The sequence below is a fragment of the Alphaproteobacteria bacterium genome (assembly GCA_033344895.1).
Classification (GTDB): Bacteria; Pseudomonadota; Alphaproteobacteria; order UBA8366; family Aestuariispiraceae; genus Pacificispira.
In genome coordinates this window covers 1767551-1781960 of sequence record JAWPMN010000001.1, presented here as the reverse complement: position 1 = coordinate 1781960, position 14410 = coordinate 1767551, and the positions used below count along the sequence as shown (strand labels likewise).

The following is a 14410-nucleotide window of genomic DNA, read 5'->3' as shown; positions in this document are numbered from 1 at the left end:
CCGGAACGCAACCGTCATGCCCGCTTTCGACAGCTACATCATGGTCGACTGGTCCGCCGCCACCGTGCCGCGTCGGGGCAAGGATTCGATCTGGATCGCCTGTGTCGACCGCCTGTCCGACGGGCGGGTCCGGCGCAGCGTTCTGGAAAATCCGGCGACCCGTGCCGAGGCCACGGACCGTCTGGCGGGGCTGATCGCGGACCGGGCCGACCGGGGTAAGCGGGTATTGACGGGCTTCGACTTCCCCTTTGGCTATCCGCGCGGCACCGGGGCGGCGCTGGGCCATGACGGGCTGGTCTGGCGGCGGATCTGGGCCCAGATCGACGCGCTGCTGGACGATACGGCAGACAATGCCAACAACCGCTTCGATGTCGGCGAAGCGCTGAACCGGGCGCTGACCGGCGAAGCCTTTCCCTTCTGGGGCCATGACGGCAACAAGGATCGCCCCTACTTGCTGCGCCGGGACCGGCGCCGGCATGGGCCGGAGGATCTGTCCGAACGCCGCCTGTGCGAAGCGCGGGTGCGCACCACCCAGCCGGTCTGGAAACTGGCCTATACCGGATCCGTCGGCAGTCAGGCGCTGACCGGTATTCCCCGGGTCTGGGCCCTGCGCACCGACGGGCGGCTGGCCTTCCGCACGCAGATCTGGCCGTTCGAGACCGGGCTGGCGGATTGCCCGGAGGCGCAAGTGATCCTGGCGGAAATCTATCCATCCCTGGTGCCGCCTGAGGCGCTGCCCGGCCTGCCGAAGGATGCGGGCCAGGTCTCCGCCATGGCGAAGGCGCTGGCGCGCTGGGATGCGGCCGGACGTCTGCCCGCCCTGTTCGCCGCCGACCCGGCCCTGACCGACGCGGAACGCCGGGCCGTCGAGACGGAGGAAGCCTGGATCCTGGGCGTGACCGACCGGCCGGAACCCCTGGAGGCCGCCGCATGAAGCCGCCCTACGACTACATCAAGGACCCGGCCGCGATCTATCGCGAAAGCGCGCGGCTGATCCGCGAGGCGACGGATCTGAGCGGCGTGCCGGAGGACCTGCACACGGTTGCGATCCGACTGGTCCATACCGGCGGACGGCCCGATATCCTGGCCAACCTGACCGCCAGCGACGGTGCGGTTACGGCGGGCCGGGACGCGCTGAAGACCGGGCGACCGATCCTGTGCGATGTGGAGATGGTCAGCAAGGGCGTCATCCGGTCCCGGCTGCCCGCCAAGAACGATGTGCTGTGTACCCTGTGTCTGGGCGCTGTCGCGCCGCTGGCCCAGCGCCTGGGCACGACCCGATCGGCGGCGGCGGTCGACCTGTGGGAGCCCTGGCTGGAGGGTGCGGTTGTCGCCATCGGCAACGCGCCGACCGCGCTGTTCCACCTGCTGGAGCGCATCGATCAGGGCTTCCCGAAGCCCGCCTTGATCCTGGGCTTTCCCGTCGGCTTCGTCGGCGCGGCGGAATCGAAAGAGGCGCTGGTCGCCAGCGGCCTGCCCCATATCGCCCTGACCGGCCGCGAAGGCGGCAGCGCCTATGCGGCGGCGGCGGTCAACGCCCTGTGCGGAGAACTTGAGACATGAGCGACGCCTGGCTGTCCATCGTCGGGATCGGGGAAGACGGTCTCGACGGCGTGCCCCCGGCGGGCCGTGCGCTGATCGACGGCGCGGAGGTCCTGCTGGGCGGCAAGCGCCATCTGGCGATGATCCCGGAAACGCATCCGGCCGAGCGCCTGACCTGGCGCGTGCCGCTGACGGACACCGTCGGCGACATCGCGGCGCGCAAGGGCAAGGCGGTCTGCGTCCTGGCGACCGGAGACCCCATGAGCTACGGCATCGGCGTCACTTTGGGTCGGGAATTCGGGCGCGAGGCGCTGACCGTGCTGCCCGCGCCAGGCGCCTTCTCCCTGGCCGCCGCACGGCTGGGCTGGCCCCTTGAAGACGTGACGCGGATGACCCTGCACGGCCGACCGCTGAGCCTGCTGGCGGCGCATATCGAGCCGGGCGCGAAACTGTTCATCCTGTCCGAAAACGCCCGGACCCCGGCAGAGGTCGCCGGGATGCTGACCGCCGAAGGCTATGGCGCCAGCCGAATCTGGGTGCTGGAACATCTGGGCGGCGCGAAGGAGCGGATATTCGACGGCACCGCGCGCGGATGGGACGCGGCGCCCGGCGCCGATTTGAACACCATCGCTGTCGAATGCCGCGCAGAACCGGGTACGCGCATCCTGTATCGCGGCCCGGGCCTGCCGGACGACGCCTTCCACCATGACGGCCAGTTGACCAAGCGAGAAGTCCGCGCAGCGACCCTGGCGAAGCTGATGCCCCGGCGCGGCGCCACCCTGTGGGATGTCGGCGCGGGCTGCGGGTCCATCGCCATCGAATGGATGCGCGCGGGCGGCCACGCGGTCGCCTTCGAACGCGACAAGACGCGCTGCCGCCTGATCGCCCGCAACGCCGCGACATTGGGCGTCCCGCATCTGGATCTGATCGAGGGCCCCGCACCGGACGCCCTGGACGAGGCCGAGGACGCGCCGGATGCGATCTTCATCGGCGGCGGTCTGACCGGCCCGGACATGGCGGCGCGCTGCTGGGAGCGGCTGGCCCCCGGCGGCGTGTTGGTCGCCAATGTCGTGACCCTGGAAGGCGAGACGATCCTGACCCGGCTGCAATCCGATTGGGGCGGAGACCTGGCCCGCATCGCCGTTTCGCGGATGGAGCCGGTCGGCCCCTATCGCGGCTGGAAGCCCCTGATGACAGTGACCCAATTCAGCGTAAGGAAACCCGTTTGAGCACCAAAGGCACCCTGTATGGCCTGGGCGTCGGCCCCGGCGACCCGGAACTGATCACGCTGAAGGCCCTGCGCATTCTGCGCGAAACGGATGTTCTGGCCTGGCCCGCGCCGCTGGAGGGCGAGTCCATGGCGCGCGGGATCGCCGCGCCGCATCTGGACGGCCATCACCGGGAAATCCCGATCCGCATGCCGATGGATGTGAAACGCTTCCCGGCACAGCAGGTCTATGACGAGGCCGCGGTCGAGATCGCCGCCGAACTGGATGCCGGAAACGACGTTGCGGTCCTGTGCGAGGGTGACCCGTTCTTCTATGGCTCTTTCATGTACCTGTTCGGGCGGCTGTCGGAGGCCTATTCCGTCGAGGTCGTGCCCGGCGTCTCCAGCCTGATGGCGACCGCCGCCGCGACCGGCGCGCCGCTGGCCGCCCGAAACGACGTGCTGACCGTCCTGCCCGCGCCGCTGGAGGAGGACGAATTGATCCGCCGCCTGAGCCAGATCGACGCTGCGGCGGTGATCAAGGTCGGCCGCCATCTGCCGAAGCTGCGCCGCGCCCTGAAGGCGGCGGGCCTGATGGATGCCGCGCGCTATGTCGGACACGCCACGATGGGCGACCGGCAAACCGTCTGCCCGCTGGCCGACTATCCCAACGAGACGGCGCCCTATTTCAGCATGGTTCTGGTCCATCGCCGCAAGGACGCCTGGATCGACGGCAAGGGGGAAGCGGCGGAATGATTGCGATCCTGGCCCTGACCGCGCGCGGCGGCGAGACCGCCCGGCGCGTCAAATCCCTGATCCCAGACGCGGTGATCTTCGGACGGGCGGGCCGTGTCGACGGCGCGGATCGCGAATTCGACGATGCCATGTCCTGCATCCGGACGCTCCATGCCGAGGGTTGGAGCATCATCGGCCTCTGCGCGGCAGGCATCCTGATCCGGGCCCTGGCGCCGGTCCTGAACGACAAATGGCAGGACGCGCCGGTGCTTGCCGTCTCGGAAGACGGCGCGACCGCCGTCCCGCTGCTGGGCGGTCATCGCGGCGCGAACGCGCTGGCGGAAAGACTGGCACAGGGGTTGGGCGGCGCGGCAGCCGTGACCACCGCCGGAGATCGGCGCCTGGGCTTCGCCCTGGACGATCCGCCCGACGGCTGGACCCTGAAGACGCCGGGCGCGGTCAAGGGCGTCACCGCGCGCCTGCTGGCCGGGGAACCCGTCAGCCTGCGCCGCGAATGCGGGGCCACCGATTGGCCGGACGACGCTTCCTTCTCTCCGGCTGGACCGGGCGACTCCCCGAATGTGCTGATCACCGACCGGACCGTCACCGCGACGGACGGGCAGGTTGTTCTGACCCCGCCGACACTGGCGCTCGGGATCGGCTGCGAACGCCATGCCCCGGCGGAGGGGCTGATCGATTTCCTGAACGATGTCTTTGCGGAGGAAGGGCTGGACCCGTCCGCCGTCGCGGCCATCGGAACGGTCGATCTGAAAGGCGACGAAGCGGCGTTGAAAGCGGCCTCCCGGCATCTGGATCGCCCGATCCGCCTGTTCAGCGCCGTGGAATTGGAAGCCCTGACGCCGCATCTGCCGAACCCGTCCGATGTGGTCTTTCAGGAAATCGGCTGTCACGGCGTGGCCGAAGCCTCGGCCCTGGCGCTGGCCGGGCGCGATGCCCGTTTCGCGGTCGAGAAGAAGCGGCGCGGCCCCTATACCTGCGCCATCGCCCGGTCGCGGGACAAGGCGGTCGATGTGGCTGCGGGCCGGTCGCCGGGCCGCCTGTTCGTGGTCGGTATCGGGCCGGGCGATGCGGAGTACCGAACCGGCGCGGCGGCACGGGCGATCCTCGCCTCTGACGCGGTGGTCGGCTATAAGCTGTATCTCGACCTCGCCGCCGATCTGATCGGCGACCGCCCGACCCATGACAGCGATCTGGGCGCGGAGGAAGCGCGCGCAGCCAAGGCCCTGGCCCTGGCTGCCGAAGGACAGACGGTTTCGCTGATCTGTTCCGGCGATCCCGGCATCTACGCCCTGTCGACCCTGGTGTTCGAGCTGACCGAGAAATCCGAAGACCGGGCCCTGCGCGGCGTCGATGTCGAGGTTGTCCCCGGCATTTCCGCCTTCCAGCTGGCCGCCGCGCGGCTGGGCGCGCCGATGGGCCACGATTTCTGCCTGATCAGCCTGTCCGACCTGCTGACCCCGGTCGCGGCGATCCGAAAGCGCCTGGACGCCGCCGCGCGCGGCGATTTCGTCACCGCCTTCTACAACCCGCAAAGCCAGCGCCGCCGTACTCTGCTGCCCGAAGCCCGGGAGGCCTTCCTGGCCCATCGCCCGGACGACACGCCGGTTGCGCTGTGCCGCCAGCTCGGCCGGCCGGAAGAAAGCGTCACGGTCACCACCCTGCGCGAATTCGACCCCTCGGTGGTCGACATGTTCACCCTCGTCGTCTTCGGCTCCAGCGAAACCCGCGCCTTCAACCATTCCGGCACCCCACGCGCCTTCACCCCACGCGGCTATGCCGGGAAGTGGGACGGGGAAGAGAACCGCGAAGAACGCCAAGAATGGCGCAAAGGACGCTAAGGGAATGGAGAATGAGATCGGCCGTTCCGTCGTCGACGCCGCCCTGACGGTTCACAAGGCTCTCGGTCCGGGGCTGCTGGAAAGTGCGTATGAGGCATGCCTGTGCCGAGAATTGGAACTGCGCAATTGGCAGGTCGAGCGTCAGGTCGCGATCCCCATTCGATACCAGGATATCGAAGTGGATCAGGGATATCGGCTCGACCTCCTGATTAACCGATCGGTCGTCGTCGAAATCAAATCTGTTGATAGGATCGTCGACGTCCACAGGGCGCAGATTCTCAGTTACCTGAAACTCGGCGACTTCAAACTGGGCTTCCTGATCAATTTCAATTCGTCCCGAATCCGGGACGGCATTCAACGCTTCGTCAACGGGCTCGACGAGCGCTAGGGCCCCTTGGCGTCCTTGGCGCCATCCTTGGCGACCTTAGCGGTTTTCTTGGAGGTATATCATGACCGTTCACTTTATCGGCGCGGGGCCGGGGTCGCCGGATTTGATCACGGTGCGGGGGCTGAAGCTGATCCAGTCCTGTCCGGTCTGTCTCTATGCCGGGTCGCTGGTGCCGGAGGAAGTGGTCGCCGCCGCGCCCGATGGTGCGCGGGTGCTGGATACGGCGCCGATGAACCTGGAAGAGATCATCGCCGAGATCGAGGCCGCCCATGCCAAGGGCCAGGACGTGGCCCGGGTGCATTCGGGCGACCCGTCGATCTATGGCGCGACGGCGGAGCAGATGCGCCGGCTGGACGTGCTGGGCATTCCCTATGACGTGACGCCGGGCGTGTCGGCCTATGCCGCTGCCGCCGCCGCGCTGAAGACCGAACTGACCCTGGCGGGTGTCGGCCAGACGGTCATCCTGACCCGGACGGCAGTCCGCGCGTCGGGCATGCCGGAAGGGGAGGATCTGGAAACGCTGGGCCGCAGTCGCGCGACCCTGGCGATCCATCTGTCGGTCAACAATCTGGCCAAGGTGGTCCGCGAACTGGTGCCGAATTACGGTGAAGATTGCCCGGTCGTCGTCGCCTATCGCGTCGGCTGGCCGGACGAGGCCTTCATCCGCGGCACGCTGGGCGACATTCGTCCCAAGGTGAAGGCGGCGGGCTTCACCCGCACCGCGCTGATCCTGGTCGGCCGGGTGCTGAACCCGGAAGGCTTCGACGACAGCAAGCTCTACGATGCCGCCCATCACCACGTGCTGCGCCCGAAGGCCTAGGATCCGTCTTCCAGCTTCGCCAGCAGTTCTTCCGCCTCGGCCAGGTCTTCCGGGCGGTTGGCGTTGAAGAACGGGTCGACCGGATGGGTCGAGAAGTGGACGACGGCCAGATCGTAACGGCTGGTCCATTTGTCGACCTTACGGATATCCTCCTCGACCATGGCATGGCGCAGTTCCTCCGCCGCGTCGACGGGCCAGAGGCCGACCACCGGATGGTCCCGGCCGGAAGAGGCGGCACAGGCCATGTCCGCCCCGCCCTGCTCGACGGCGCTCAACAGGTTCTCGACCAGATCGAGCGGCAGGAATGGCGCATCCGTCGGGAAGGTCGCCAGATACTCGCAATCCGGCGCTTCCCTGGCGGCCCATTCCAGTCCGGTCAGAACCCCGGCCAGCGGCCCGGCGAACCCGTCAACCGCATCCGGCAGGACGGGCAGGCCGAATTCCGCGAAACGGGCGGGATCGCCATTGGCGTTGAGCGCCAGCGGCCCGACCTGCGGGCGCACCCGGTCGATGATCCGGGTCAGGATCGGCACGCCGCCAAGTTCCCGCATGCCCTTGTCGCCACCGCCCATACGCCGCGCCAGCCCGCCCGCCAACAGCAATCCCGCTGCCTTAGTCATCCGCGTCCTTACTTTCCGAATAGCCGACGACCCGGTTCCGGCCCGCCTGTTTGGCGCGATAGAGCGCCTGATCCGCCTGTTCGATCACCTGCTTCAGCGGCACGCCGCCATCGATTTCGCAGTACCCGAAGGACGCCGTGACGGGCAGTTCCCGCCCGTCCTGCAGCGGAATCGGCTTTCCCGCCAGCGTCTCGCGCAGCCGTTCCAGCACATTCTTCGCCGTTGCCGGATCGGCATTGGGCAGGCAGAGCAGAAACTCCTCCCCGCCATAGCGATAGATCAGGTCATAGGGCCGCATGCGCGACAGGAACCGCCCGGCCGTTGCGGCCAGGACCTCATCGCCGACCGCATGGCCATAGGTGTCGTTGACCTTCTTGAAATGGTCGATATCGGTCAGCGCCAGACAGCAGGGCGTCTTCGACCGCACCGCGCGCTGATACTCCGCCGTCAATTCCGCCGTCATCGTGGTCCGGTTGCTCAGCCCGGTCAGCGGGTCTAGGTCGGAGACCGCCTTGCGGAAGGCATCGCGGATGCGCCGCGCCTGGGTCAGGAAATCCTCCGCCTTCGCGATGACATCGTCGTATTCCGCAGGGTCGGGGTCCCGCGCGGTATCCGCCGCGACCAGCCGGGCCGCCCTGTGCATGTCCAGATAGCTCTGCCACAACTCGCGGAAGGCGGCCTGGGACATCAGCGGATCGTCGCGATGGTCGTGATGCCAGCGCCCGAATTCCGTCAGCTCGTCGGATCGCGGATCGACCAGTTCCGGCTCTGCGGGCAGGCGACAGACCAGCGCCCGGTGCCACCGGGTCATCCAGCGTCCCTGCTCCTCGATCGCGGCATCGACGGCGCGCAGGATGTCGGCCGGTACCAGCGGGGTCGAACCGTCAGGCGGCATCCGGCGGCAGGCTCCCCTTGCGGCGCAGACGGACCGGCTCTTCCTCACCCGCATCCGCCGTCGCGTCGAAAACGATCCGGTCGAGGCCGGCCAGGGCGGTGAAGCGCTTGCCGCGCGCGCGCCCGATCAGGGTCAGGTTGGTCTCCCGCGCCAGTTCCACGCCCCAGGCCGTGAAGCCGGAGCGCGAGATCAGGATCGGAATGCCCATCTGTACCGTCTTGATTACCATTTCCGAGGTCAATCGCCCGGTCGTGTAGAAAATCTTGTCGGCGGCGGCGATGCCGTTGAGGAACATGTAGCCGGCGATCTTGTCCACGGCATTGTGGCGGCCGACATCTTCCATATAGACCAGCGGCCGGTCTTCCTGACACAGCACGCAGCCATGAATGGCGCCAGCCTGGAGATAGAGGCTGTCCGTGGTGTTGATCGCCCTGGTCAGGGTCTGCAGCCAGGAGGTCCGCAAAACCGCGCCGTCCGGCAGCCGGGTATCCTCGATCTTTTCCATAAGATCGCCGAACACCGTGCCCTGCGCGCAGCCGGAGGTTCGGACCTTCTTCTTCAGTTTCTCTTCGTAATTCGTCTCGCGCTCGGTGCGGACAATGACGGTTTCCAGGTCCTCGTCATAGTCGATGGCGGTAATCACATCGTCCTGACGCAGCATGTTCTGGTTCAGCAGATAGCCGACCGCCAGATAATCCGGGTAATCGCCGATCGTCATATTCGTGACGATCTCCTGCCCGTTCAGGAACAGGGTCAGGGGGCGTTCCACCACGACCGCGGCGGTCACCGGATTGCCGTCCTGGTCGACGCCGTCGACCTGGCGGGTCAGCTTCGGGTCAGCCGGATCGGGTCCCAGGATGTAATCGGTCATTGCTGCCCCGGTTCCGCCGTCAGCCGCCGGCGCCGGTCTGAGACCGGACGGCCTTCGCGACCTTTTCGGGGTCTTCGAAACTGTCGCCAACGCGCACGTCGATCGAGCGGATCACCCGGTCACAGCGCACATTCGCCGCCGCACAGGCCGCGATCTTGAGCTTCGGATGATAGAACCCGCCGCGGGAGATCGTCCGGACCGATCCGGGATTGTAGAGATTGGAATACTCGCAGTACCAGCCGGGCACCGAATAGACCCCGGACCCGGTGATGATGCGATAGCAGATCAGGGCGGCGACCTGTGCGTTGCACAGGTTCTTCGCGGTAATGGTGCGGATACCGCTGTCATTGAATTCCTTCACGTCCATGCAGCGCGACGCGTTGTAGAAATCCTGCTGAAATTCCGGCTTCGACTGGGCGGAGGCGGGCCCGGATGCCAGTGCGAATCCCAACCCTGCCAACAATGCCAATGCGGCCACGCTTGCGAACCGTCGCATCGCCGTCTCCATTCCTGCCCCCGTTATCGTTAACCAATCTAACCCAATGACGTGTTCGGGCAAAGATCGGATCACTTTCAATTGACGCTGCGGCCGGAACCCGCGTCGGCCTCCGGTTCCGGCGGCGCGCCGCGCACCGGTCCGGCCTGATGATGAACGATCCGCCATTCGCCGTCTTCGCGACGAAACAGATTGGTTGCGATCAGGAATTCGCCACCGATTTCTTCCCAGCAGATCACCGCACCGCCGTTTTCACCCGCCGGAACCGTGCGCGGGTCGACGCAACGTACCGGCGGCGGCGACTGCAGAATCGCGCGCCAGCTGGCCAGGATTCTGTTGAAACCGAACAACGGTTCCCATCCCGGATGCAGGCAACAGGTCTCACCCGACCGGCCCCAGAGCCGCGCCATCTCCTCCGCATCGCCCCCGGCGAAGGCGGTATAGAACCGTTCGTTGGCAAACAGGATCTCCGCATCGTCTCTCTGTGTCATCGGGTCCCTCCTGCGGCGGTCACTGGACCGGCGGGTCGAGATAGATACGATGCGCCACTTCCCTTCCGTCCGAAACCGTCACCTGCTCAAAACCGATCAGGTATATCAGGTCCAGGAAGGTCAGGTTCTCCGGGTTCGGGTGACTGTTGAAGGCCGGGCTGGACCGGGCATAGGCGGTCAGCATGGCCAGCAACGCCCGCAACCGGTAGAGCGTATTGAAGGCATCGTCCTGCAGACCGACGATGATCAGCTTCTCCGCGTCGCTGCCCTTGGCGAAAATCGCAAAGCGCGGTGGCGACGGGGCGGCCAGCATCTGGGCCGTGAGGCCGGTCGTGAAGGCGATGCGCGTTCGGCGGTCCGCCTTGCCCGCATTGCCGACCCGGGCGGCGTAACGCTCCTCGGTCTGAGGCGACGGATAGTAGTATCCGTCATGGCGTTGTTCCTGCGCCGCAGCCCCCCCGGCGACCAGCAACAGAATGGCAGCGCAGACCAGGGCCGGTCCGATCCCGCGCGGCGCAAATGATTGGAACATACGGCGTTTCCCCCTGTCGGAAATTCCTCTAGTGTGGCCGCGACACGGGACGCCTGGCAAGCACGCATGGGCGATTTCTTGGAGGAAAACAGGGAAGACCGACCCGATGGCGGACCCGAAACTCGCCTTTGTGGCGTCCGATGCCCCGCGCGCCAAGGAGGCGCTGTCGCGCCTGCGGCGAACCTATTCGGGTGTCGAGAATCCGAAGGATGCGGACGTCATCGTCGCGCTGGGGGGCGACGGGTTCATGCTGCACACGCTGCGCATGTTCATCGGCAGCGGCAAGCCGATCTACGGCATGAACCGCGGCACGGTCGGGTTCCTGATGAACGAATTCGTGCACGACACGCTGATGGAGCGGATCAAGCGGGCCACCGCCCTGCGCCTGCATCCGCTGCGCATGCGCGCCACCCGCGTCAGCGGAGAGGTCGAGGAAGCGCTTGCCATCAACGAGGTCTCGATCTTCCGCGAAACCCGGCAGGCGGCCAAGATCGATATCCGCGTCGACGGGGTCGCGCGGCTGAACGGGCTGGTCTGCGACGGCGTTCTGCTGGCCACGCCGGCGGGCAGCACGGCCTACAATCTGTCCGCCCACGGCCCGATCGTGCCGCTGGGCGCGGGCGTGCTGGCCCTGACGCCGATCAGCGCCTTCCGGCCGCGGCGCTGGCGCGGCGCCCTGCTGCCGCAATCGGCGAAGGTCGAGTTCGAAATCCGCGACACCCGCAAGCGGCCGGTCAGCGCCGTGGCGGATTCGGCCGAAGTGCGCGATGTGCGCCATGTCGAGATTGTCGAGGACCGCGACATGGCGGCCACGATCCTGTTCGATCCCGAGCATAATCTGGAAGAAAGAATCCTGAAGGAGCAATTTGCCACCTGATCCTGCTATAGTGCGGGACGGGGCACGGGACTGGACGCAAGACGGGGCAAGGAGGCTTGTCGGATATGGCATATCGACGCGCGGGCGGGGTGATCTCGCTTCTGATCGGAACGGTGGCCTGGGCCGGAATCGCGGGCGCAGACGAACCATCCGCGATGGTGGAGGATATCTCCAGCGACCGCGACGATGTCCAGATGATGGATTATCTGGAGCCGGGACAGATCATCCAGCTGGCCCCCGGCGAGGTTCTGACGATCGGCTATTTCATCAGTTGCGCCCAGGAGACCATTACCGGCGGGACGGTCACGGTCGGCGATATGCAGAGCGACGTTGCCGGCGGGACGGTGGAAACCGCCTATGTGTCCTGCGACGATCAGGTCGTCACCCTGTCCAGCGCGCAGCAGCAGGAAGCCGGCACGACGGTCATGCGGCCGGGCAATCCCTGCGACAGTCTGGTGCCCGATGTTGTCGTCTATGACGTCAGCCCGCTGGTCCGCCTGACAGAGCCTGCGGCGGCAGTCGATTATATCGACGCCTGCGAAGCCGGGTCCGGGACCTGGGCCCGGGTCGGCGCCTCGGACGGGCTGGCCGACTTCCGCGACGCCGGCATCGCCCTGACACCGGGTCAGACCTATCTGATCCGGCGAGGCGATCGAACCCTGACCGTGCTGGTTTCCAAGCTTGCCGAAGAACGGTCGCCCGCGCTGATCGCCCGCCTCGTCCCGCTCTGACGGAAACCGAGGGGGTGAACGGGGACGGGGAATCGCGACCGACGGCCCGGCGCCAGTTCCGGCGCTGGCGCAATCCGACGGCCTGCCTCATCGCGGCCGCGATCGCGGCCTTGGCCACGGCCATTCCGTCCTTTGACCGGTTCCATCCGCTCGACGAGGATATCCTGCACCTGCTGCGCGATACCATCGGCGCCGGGCGGATCGAACAAGACAGCCCCGTCGCGGTTGTCGCGATCACCCCCGAAACCTTTGCCGCGGACGGCCTGTCCGGCATTCCCCGCATCCTTTGGACCGACCAGATGGCGGCGGTGCAGGCAAAAGTCCTGGAGGCCGGGGCGACGGTCTTCGCCTGGGACGTGATCCTGCAGAACAGCGCGGCCAAATCCATGTCCGACATTCTGGGCGGGCGCGTCGATCTGGACAGCGGTTCGGAACGGGCCCTGCGGCGGCTGGACCGGGACCTGCTGATCGGCATGAAGACCTATGGGCGCGGACAGGGCCGTATAGTCCTCGGATATGCCGATCTGGCGCAGGGGCCGGTGCTGCCGCATCAGGGCCTGCGCCAGATGATCGGGCGCGGCGCGGCGCTGCATTCCGTCAACGCCTATGTCGACGCCGACGGCATCGTGCGCGGCGTCCCGCTGCTGGCCGATACGGCGGATGGCGGGCTGCACCCTTTCTTTGCGCTGGAAGTCGCGCGGCGTCACAGCGGCCAGGATTTCGAATGGTCTCCGCCGAGGCGTTTCGTCTTCGGGGGAAAATCCGTTCCGGTTCTGGCGGATGCGGAACGCGGCACCAATATGGTGGTGAATTTCGACCCGACACCCGGCGCTGTGCCGTCCTATACCTTCCACGACATTCTGGCCTGCGACGACGCGGAGTATCTGCGCCGGGCCTTCGAGGGACGGGCGGTTCTGTTCGGTTTCGTCACCGATCTCGAGGACCGCAAGCTGATGTCAAACCGTCTCGTGCGCCGCCCGGATTTCGCGGGCGCCCCCGAAGCCTGCGACGGTGCACCGGCCCCGGTCGCCGCCCTGACCCGCAATACCGAAGCCGGCGTCTATCTACATGCGCATGCGGTGCGAAATCTGCTGGACGGCGAGGCGGTCGACCGGCCCGGGCCGGGGCTGCGTTTCGGTGCCGCCTTCGCGCTGGCCCTTGTCGCGGCAGGGCTGGCGGCCTGGCGCCGCCCGTCGGTCGCCCTGGGCGCCACAATCGCGATCGGGGGCCTCTATGCGCTGGGTGCGGCATTCCTGTTCAGGGACGGAACCGTCCTACCGCTGACCGACCCCGGCGCCGCGGCGCTGCTGGCGCTGGGCGGCATGGTGGGATTCCGCTTCGTCACCGCGGACCGCGAACGCCGTCATGTGCGTCAGACCTTCTCGCAATATCTCGACCGCAAGGTCATCGAGGCGATGATCGATGCCGGCGATGTGCCGGAATTGGGCGGGGAAAGCCGCGAGCTGTCCTGTTTCTTCTCGGACATCGAAGCGTTTTCCGGCATTTCGGAGAAGATGGGGCCGCCGGAACTGGTCACTTTCCTGAACGAGTATTTCAAGATCATCGGCCGCGAGATCGAGGCCCATGGCGGCATCATCGAACGTTTTCTGGGGGATGCGGTCTGTTCGGTCTTCGGCGCGCCGGTACGGGATGACAACCACGCCGTCAGCGCCGTTCGCTGTGCCCTGGCGATTGATCGGGGCCTGGCCGCGGCGCAGGACCGGTTCGATGTGCCGGAAGGCCGTGTTGTACGGACCCGGATCGGCATCAATACCGGCTTCATGACAGCGGGCAATGTCGGGGCGGAGCGGCGCAAGACCTATACCGTCATGGGCGATTCCGTAAATCTGGCGGCGCGGCTGGAAAGCGTGAACAAGCAATACGGCACCCTGCTGATGGCCGGCGAAGACACGGTAAGGGCCACCGGCGACCTGTTCGAGTGGCGGATGATCGACCGGGTTCGCGTCGTCGGCCGAGACTCCCCGGTCGGCCTCTACGAGCCGCTGGGCGAGGCCGGGTCGGTGAAGGACGAGACACTGGCCCTGCGCGATGCCTATGAGGCCGCCCTGCACCGGTTCCAGGCCGGCGACTTCGCGGCCGCGCGCGACGCGTTCCGGACGCTGGCCCAGGACGGGGACCCTGCCTCCGCCAAGGCCGTGGAACGCTGCGAAATACGGCTGCAGGAGCCGCCGCCGCCCGGATGGGACGGCGTCACGGACCTGACCAGGAAATGAGGCAATTCCGGGTGACAAGCTTGACTAGGCAGACACGACAGGTCGCAATGGGGGTCAGCGAAGGTGGCGGCGTTTGGGGAGACCCGGTACCGGTCGGCGTGGTCACCGCTGG

The 14410-nt window shown here is 67.0% G+C and carries 16 protein-coding genes; 10 read left to right on the top strand and 6 right to left on the bottom strand.

The genetic code is table 11. The features are described 5' to 3' along the window. Window positions 1-16 precede the first annotated feature (16 nt). The 7 genes from R8L07_08745 (at window position 17) to cobM (ending at window position 6551) form a co-directional block, all read left to right on the top strand. Entirely contained in the window at window positions 17-934 is a 918-nt protein-coding gene (locus R8L07_08745; protein ID MDW3205621.1) for a cobalamin biosynthesis protein CbiG, read from the top strand. Beyond that, the gene (locus R8L07_08740) at window positions 931-1563 is read left to right on the top strand and encodes a precorrin-8X methylmutase (protein MDW3205620.1); all 633 of its coding nucleotides are present in this window, start codon (window positions 931-933) and stop codon (window positions 1561-1563) included. The genes R8L07_08745 and R8L07_08740 overlap by 4 nt, the downstream gene beginning before the upstream one ends. Further along, entirely contained in the window at window positions 1560-2771 is a 1212-nt protein-coding gene (gene cbiE, locus R8L07_08735) for a precorrin-6y C5,15-methyltransferase (decarboxylating) subunit CbiE (GenBank protein ID MDW3205619.1), read from the top strand. The genes R8L07_08740 and cbiE overlap by 4 nt, the downstream gene beginning before the upstream one ends. After that, on the top strand, window positions 2768-3505 hold the full coding sequence (gene cobI, locus R8L07_08730; protein ID MDW3205618.1) for a precorrin-2 C(20)-methyltransferase: 738 nt from the start codon (window positions 2768-2770) through the stop codon (window positions 3503-3505). Before cbiE ends, cobI begins: the two co-directional genes overlap by 4 nt. Next, entirely contained in the window at window positions 3502-5343 is a 1842-nt protein-coding gene (cobJ, locus tag R8L07_08725) for a precorrin-3B C(17)-methyltransferase (GenBank protein ID MDW3205617.1), read from the top strand. The genes cobI and cobJ overlap by 4 nt, the downstream gene beginning before the upstream one ends. 4 nt (window positions 5344-5347) lie before the next feature. Further along, on the top strand, window positions 5348-5731 hold the full coding sequence (locus tag R8L07_08720; protein MDW3205616.1) for a GxxExxY protein: 384 nt from the start codon (window positions 5348-5350) through the stop codon (window positions 5729-5731). 61 nt (window positions 5732-5792) lie between these two features. After that, complete coding sequence (cobM, locus tag R8L07_08715) at window positions 5793-6551, top strand: precorrin-4 C(11)-methyltransferase (protein MDW3205615.1); 759 nt, start codon at window positions 5793-5795, stop codon at window positions 6549-6551. Here cobM and mobA read toward each other — a convergent pair. The 6 genes from mobA to R8L07_08685 all read right to left on the bottom strand — a co-directional run bounded on the left by mobA (window position 6548) and on the right by R8L07_08685 (window position 10456). After that, window positions 6548-7171 carry a molybdenum cofactor guanylyltransferase MobA gene (mobA, locus tag R8L07_08710; GenBank protein ID MDW3205614.1) on the bottom strand — a complete coding sequence of 208 codons (624 nt, stop codon included), beginning with the start codon at window positions 7169-7171 and terminating at the stop codon, window positions 6548-6550. The genes cobM and mobA overlap by 4 nt on opposite strands. Further along, window positions 7164-8066, bottom strand: a complete 903-nt coding sequence (locus tag R8L07_08705) for a diguanylate cyclase (GenBank protein ID MDW3205613.1) — start codon at window positions 8064-8066, stop codon at window positions 7164-7166. Before R8L07_08705 ends, mobA begins: the two co-directional genes overlap by 8 nt. After that, window positions 8056-8937, bottom strand: coding sequence for a formate dehydrogenase accessory sulfurtransferase FdhD (fdhD, locus tag R8L07_08700; protein ID MDW3205612.1), 882 nt, complete (start codon window positions 8935-8937; stop codon window positions 8056-8058). The genes R8L07_08705 and fdhD overlap by 11 nt, the downstream gene beginning before the upstream one ends. Before the next feature lie 19 nt (window positions 8938-8956). Beyond that, the gene (locus tag R8L07_08695) at window positions 8957-9433 is read right to left on the bottom strand and encodes a hypothetical protein (protein ID MDW3205611.1); all 477 of its coding nucleotides are present in this window, start codon (window positions 9431-9433) and stop codon (window positions 8957-8959) included. Window positions 9434-9510: 77 nt separating this feature from the next. After that, window positions 9511-9924, bottom strand: a complete 414-nt coding sequence (locus R8L07_08690) for a nuclear transport factor 2 family protein (GenBank protein ID MDW3205610.1) — start codon at window positions 9922-9924, stop codon at window positions 9511-9513. Window positions 9925-9943: 19 nt separating this feature from the next. Further along, complete coding sequence (locus R8L07_08685) at window positions 9944-10456, bottom strand: hypothetical protein (GenBank protein MDW3205609.1); 513 nt, start codon at window positions 10454-10456, stop codon at window positions 9944-9946. A gap of 106 nt (window positions 10457-10562) precedes the next feature. Here R8L07_08685 and R8L07_08680 point away from each other — a divergent pair, with 106 nt between their 5' ends. The 3 genes from R8L07_08680 to R8L07_08670 all read left to right on the top strand — a co-directional run bounded on the left by R8L07_08680 (window position 10563) and on the right by R8L07_08670 (window position 14298). Continuing rightward, window positions 10563-11333 carry an NAD kinase gene (locus tag R8L07_08680; protein ID MDW3205608.1) on the top strand — a complete coding sequence of 257 codons (771 nt, stop codon included), beginning with the start codon at window positions 10563-10565 and terminating at the stop codon, window positions 11331-11333. Window positions 11334-11398: 65 nt separating this feature from the next. After that, complete coding sequence (locus R8L07_08675; protein ID MDW3205607.1) at window positions 11399-12064, top strand: hypothetical protein; 666 nt, start codon at window positions 11399-11401, stop codon at window positions 12062-12064. Between the two features lie 14 nt (window positions 12065-12078). Next, window positions 12079-14298 carry an adenylate/guanylate cyclase domain-containing protein gene (locus R8L07_08670; GenBank protein MDW3205606.1) on the top strand — a complete coding sequence of 740 codons (2220 nt, stop codon included), beginning with the start codon at window positions 12079-12081 and terminating at the stop codon, window positions 14296-14298. Window positions 14299-14410: the final 112 nt, after the last annotated feature.

What these genes read in the sequence shown, in the direction of transcription:
- R8L07_08745 (MDW3205621.1), top strand. Translation starts at nt 17, where the DNA reads ATGCCCGCTTTCGACAGCTACATCATGGTCGACTGGTCCGCCGCCACC.
- R8L07_08740 (MDW3205620.1), top strand. Translation starts at nt 931, where the DNA reads ATGAAGCCGCCCTACGACTACATCAAGGACCCGGCCGCGATCTATCGC.
- cbiE (MDW3205619.1), top strand. Translation starts at nt 1,560, where the DNA reads ATGAGCGACGCCTGGCTGTCCATCGTCGGGATCGGGGAAGACGGTCTC.
- cobJ (MDW3205617.1), top strand. Translation starts at nt 3,502, where the DNA reads ATGATTGCGATCCTGGCCCTGACCGCGCGCGGCGGCGAGACCGCCCGG.
- R8L07_08720 (MDW3205616.1), top strand. Translation starts at nt 5,348, where the DNA reads ATGGAGAATGAGATCGGCCGTTCCGTCGTCGACGCCGCCCTGACGGTT.
- cobM (MDW3205615.1), top strand. Translation starts at nt 5,793, where the DNA reads ATGACCGTTCACTTTATCGGCGCGGGGCCGGGGTCGCCGGATTTGATC.
- mobA (MDW3205614.1), bottom strand. Translation starts at nt 7,171, where the DNA reads ATGACTAAGGCAGCGGGATTGCTGTTGGCGGGCGGGCTGGCGCGGCGT.
- R8L07_08705 (MDW3205613.1), bottom strand. Translation starts at nt 8,066, where the DNA reads ATGCCGCCTGACGGTTCGACCCCGCTGGTACCGGCCGACATCCTGCGC.
- fdhD (MDW3205612.1), bottom strand. Translation starts at nt 8,937, where the DNA reads ATGACCGATTACATCCTGGGACCCGATCCGGCTGACCCGAAGCTGACC.
- R8L07_08695 (MDW3205611.1), bottom strand. Translation starts at nt 9,433, where the DNA reads ATGCGACGGTTCGCAAGCGTGGCCGCATTGGCATTGTTGGCAGGGTTG.
- R8L07_08690 (MDW3205610.1), bottom strand. Translation starts at nt 9,924, where the DNA reads ATGACACAGAGAGACGATGCGGAGATCCTGTTTGCCAACGAACGGTTC.
- R8L07_08685 (MDW3205609.1), bottom strand. Translation starts at nt 10,456, where the DNA reads ATGTTCCAATCATTTGCGCCGCGCGGGATCGGACCGGCCCTGGTCTGC.
- R8L07_08680 (MDW3205608.1), top strand. Translation starts at nt 10,563, where the DNA reads ATGGCGGACCCGAAACTCGCCTTTGTGGCGTCCGATGCCCCGCGCGCC.
- R8L07_08675 (MDW3205607.1), top strand. Translation starts at nt 11,399, where the DNA reads ATGGCATATCGACGCGCGGGCGGGGTGATCTCGCTTCTGATCGGAACG.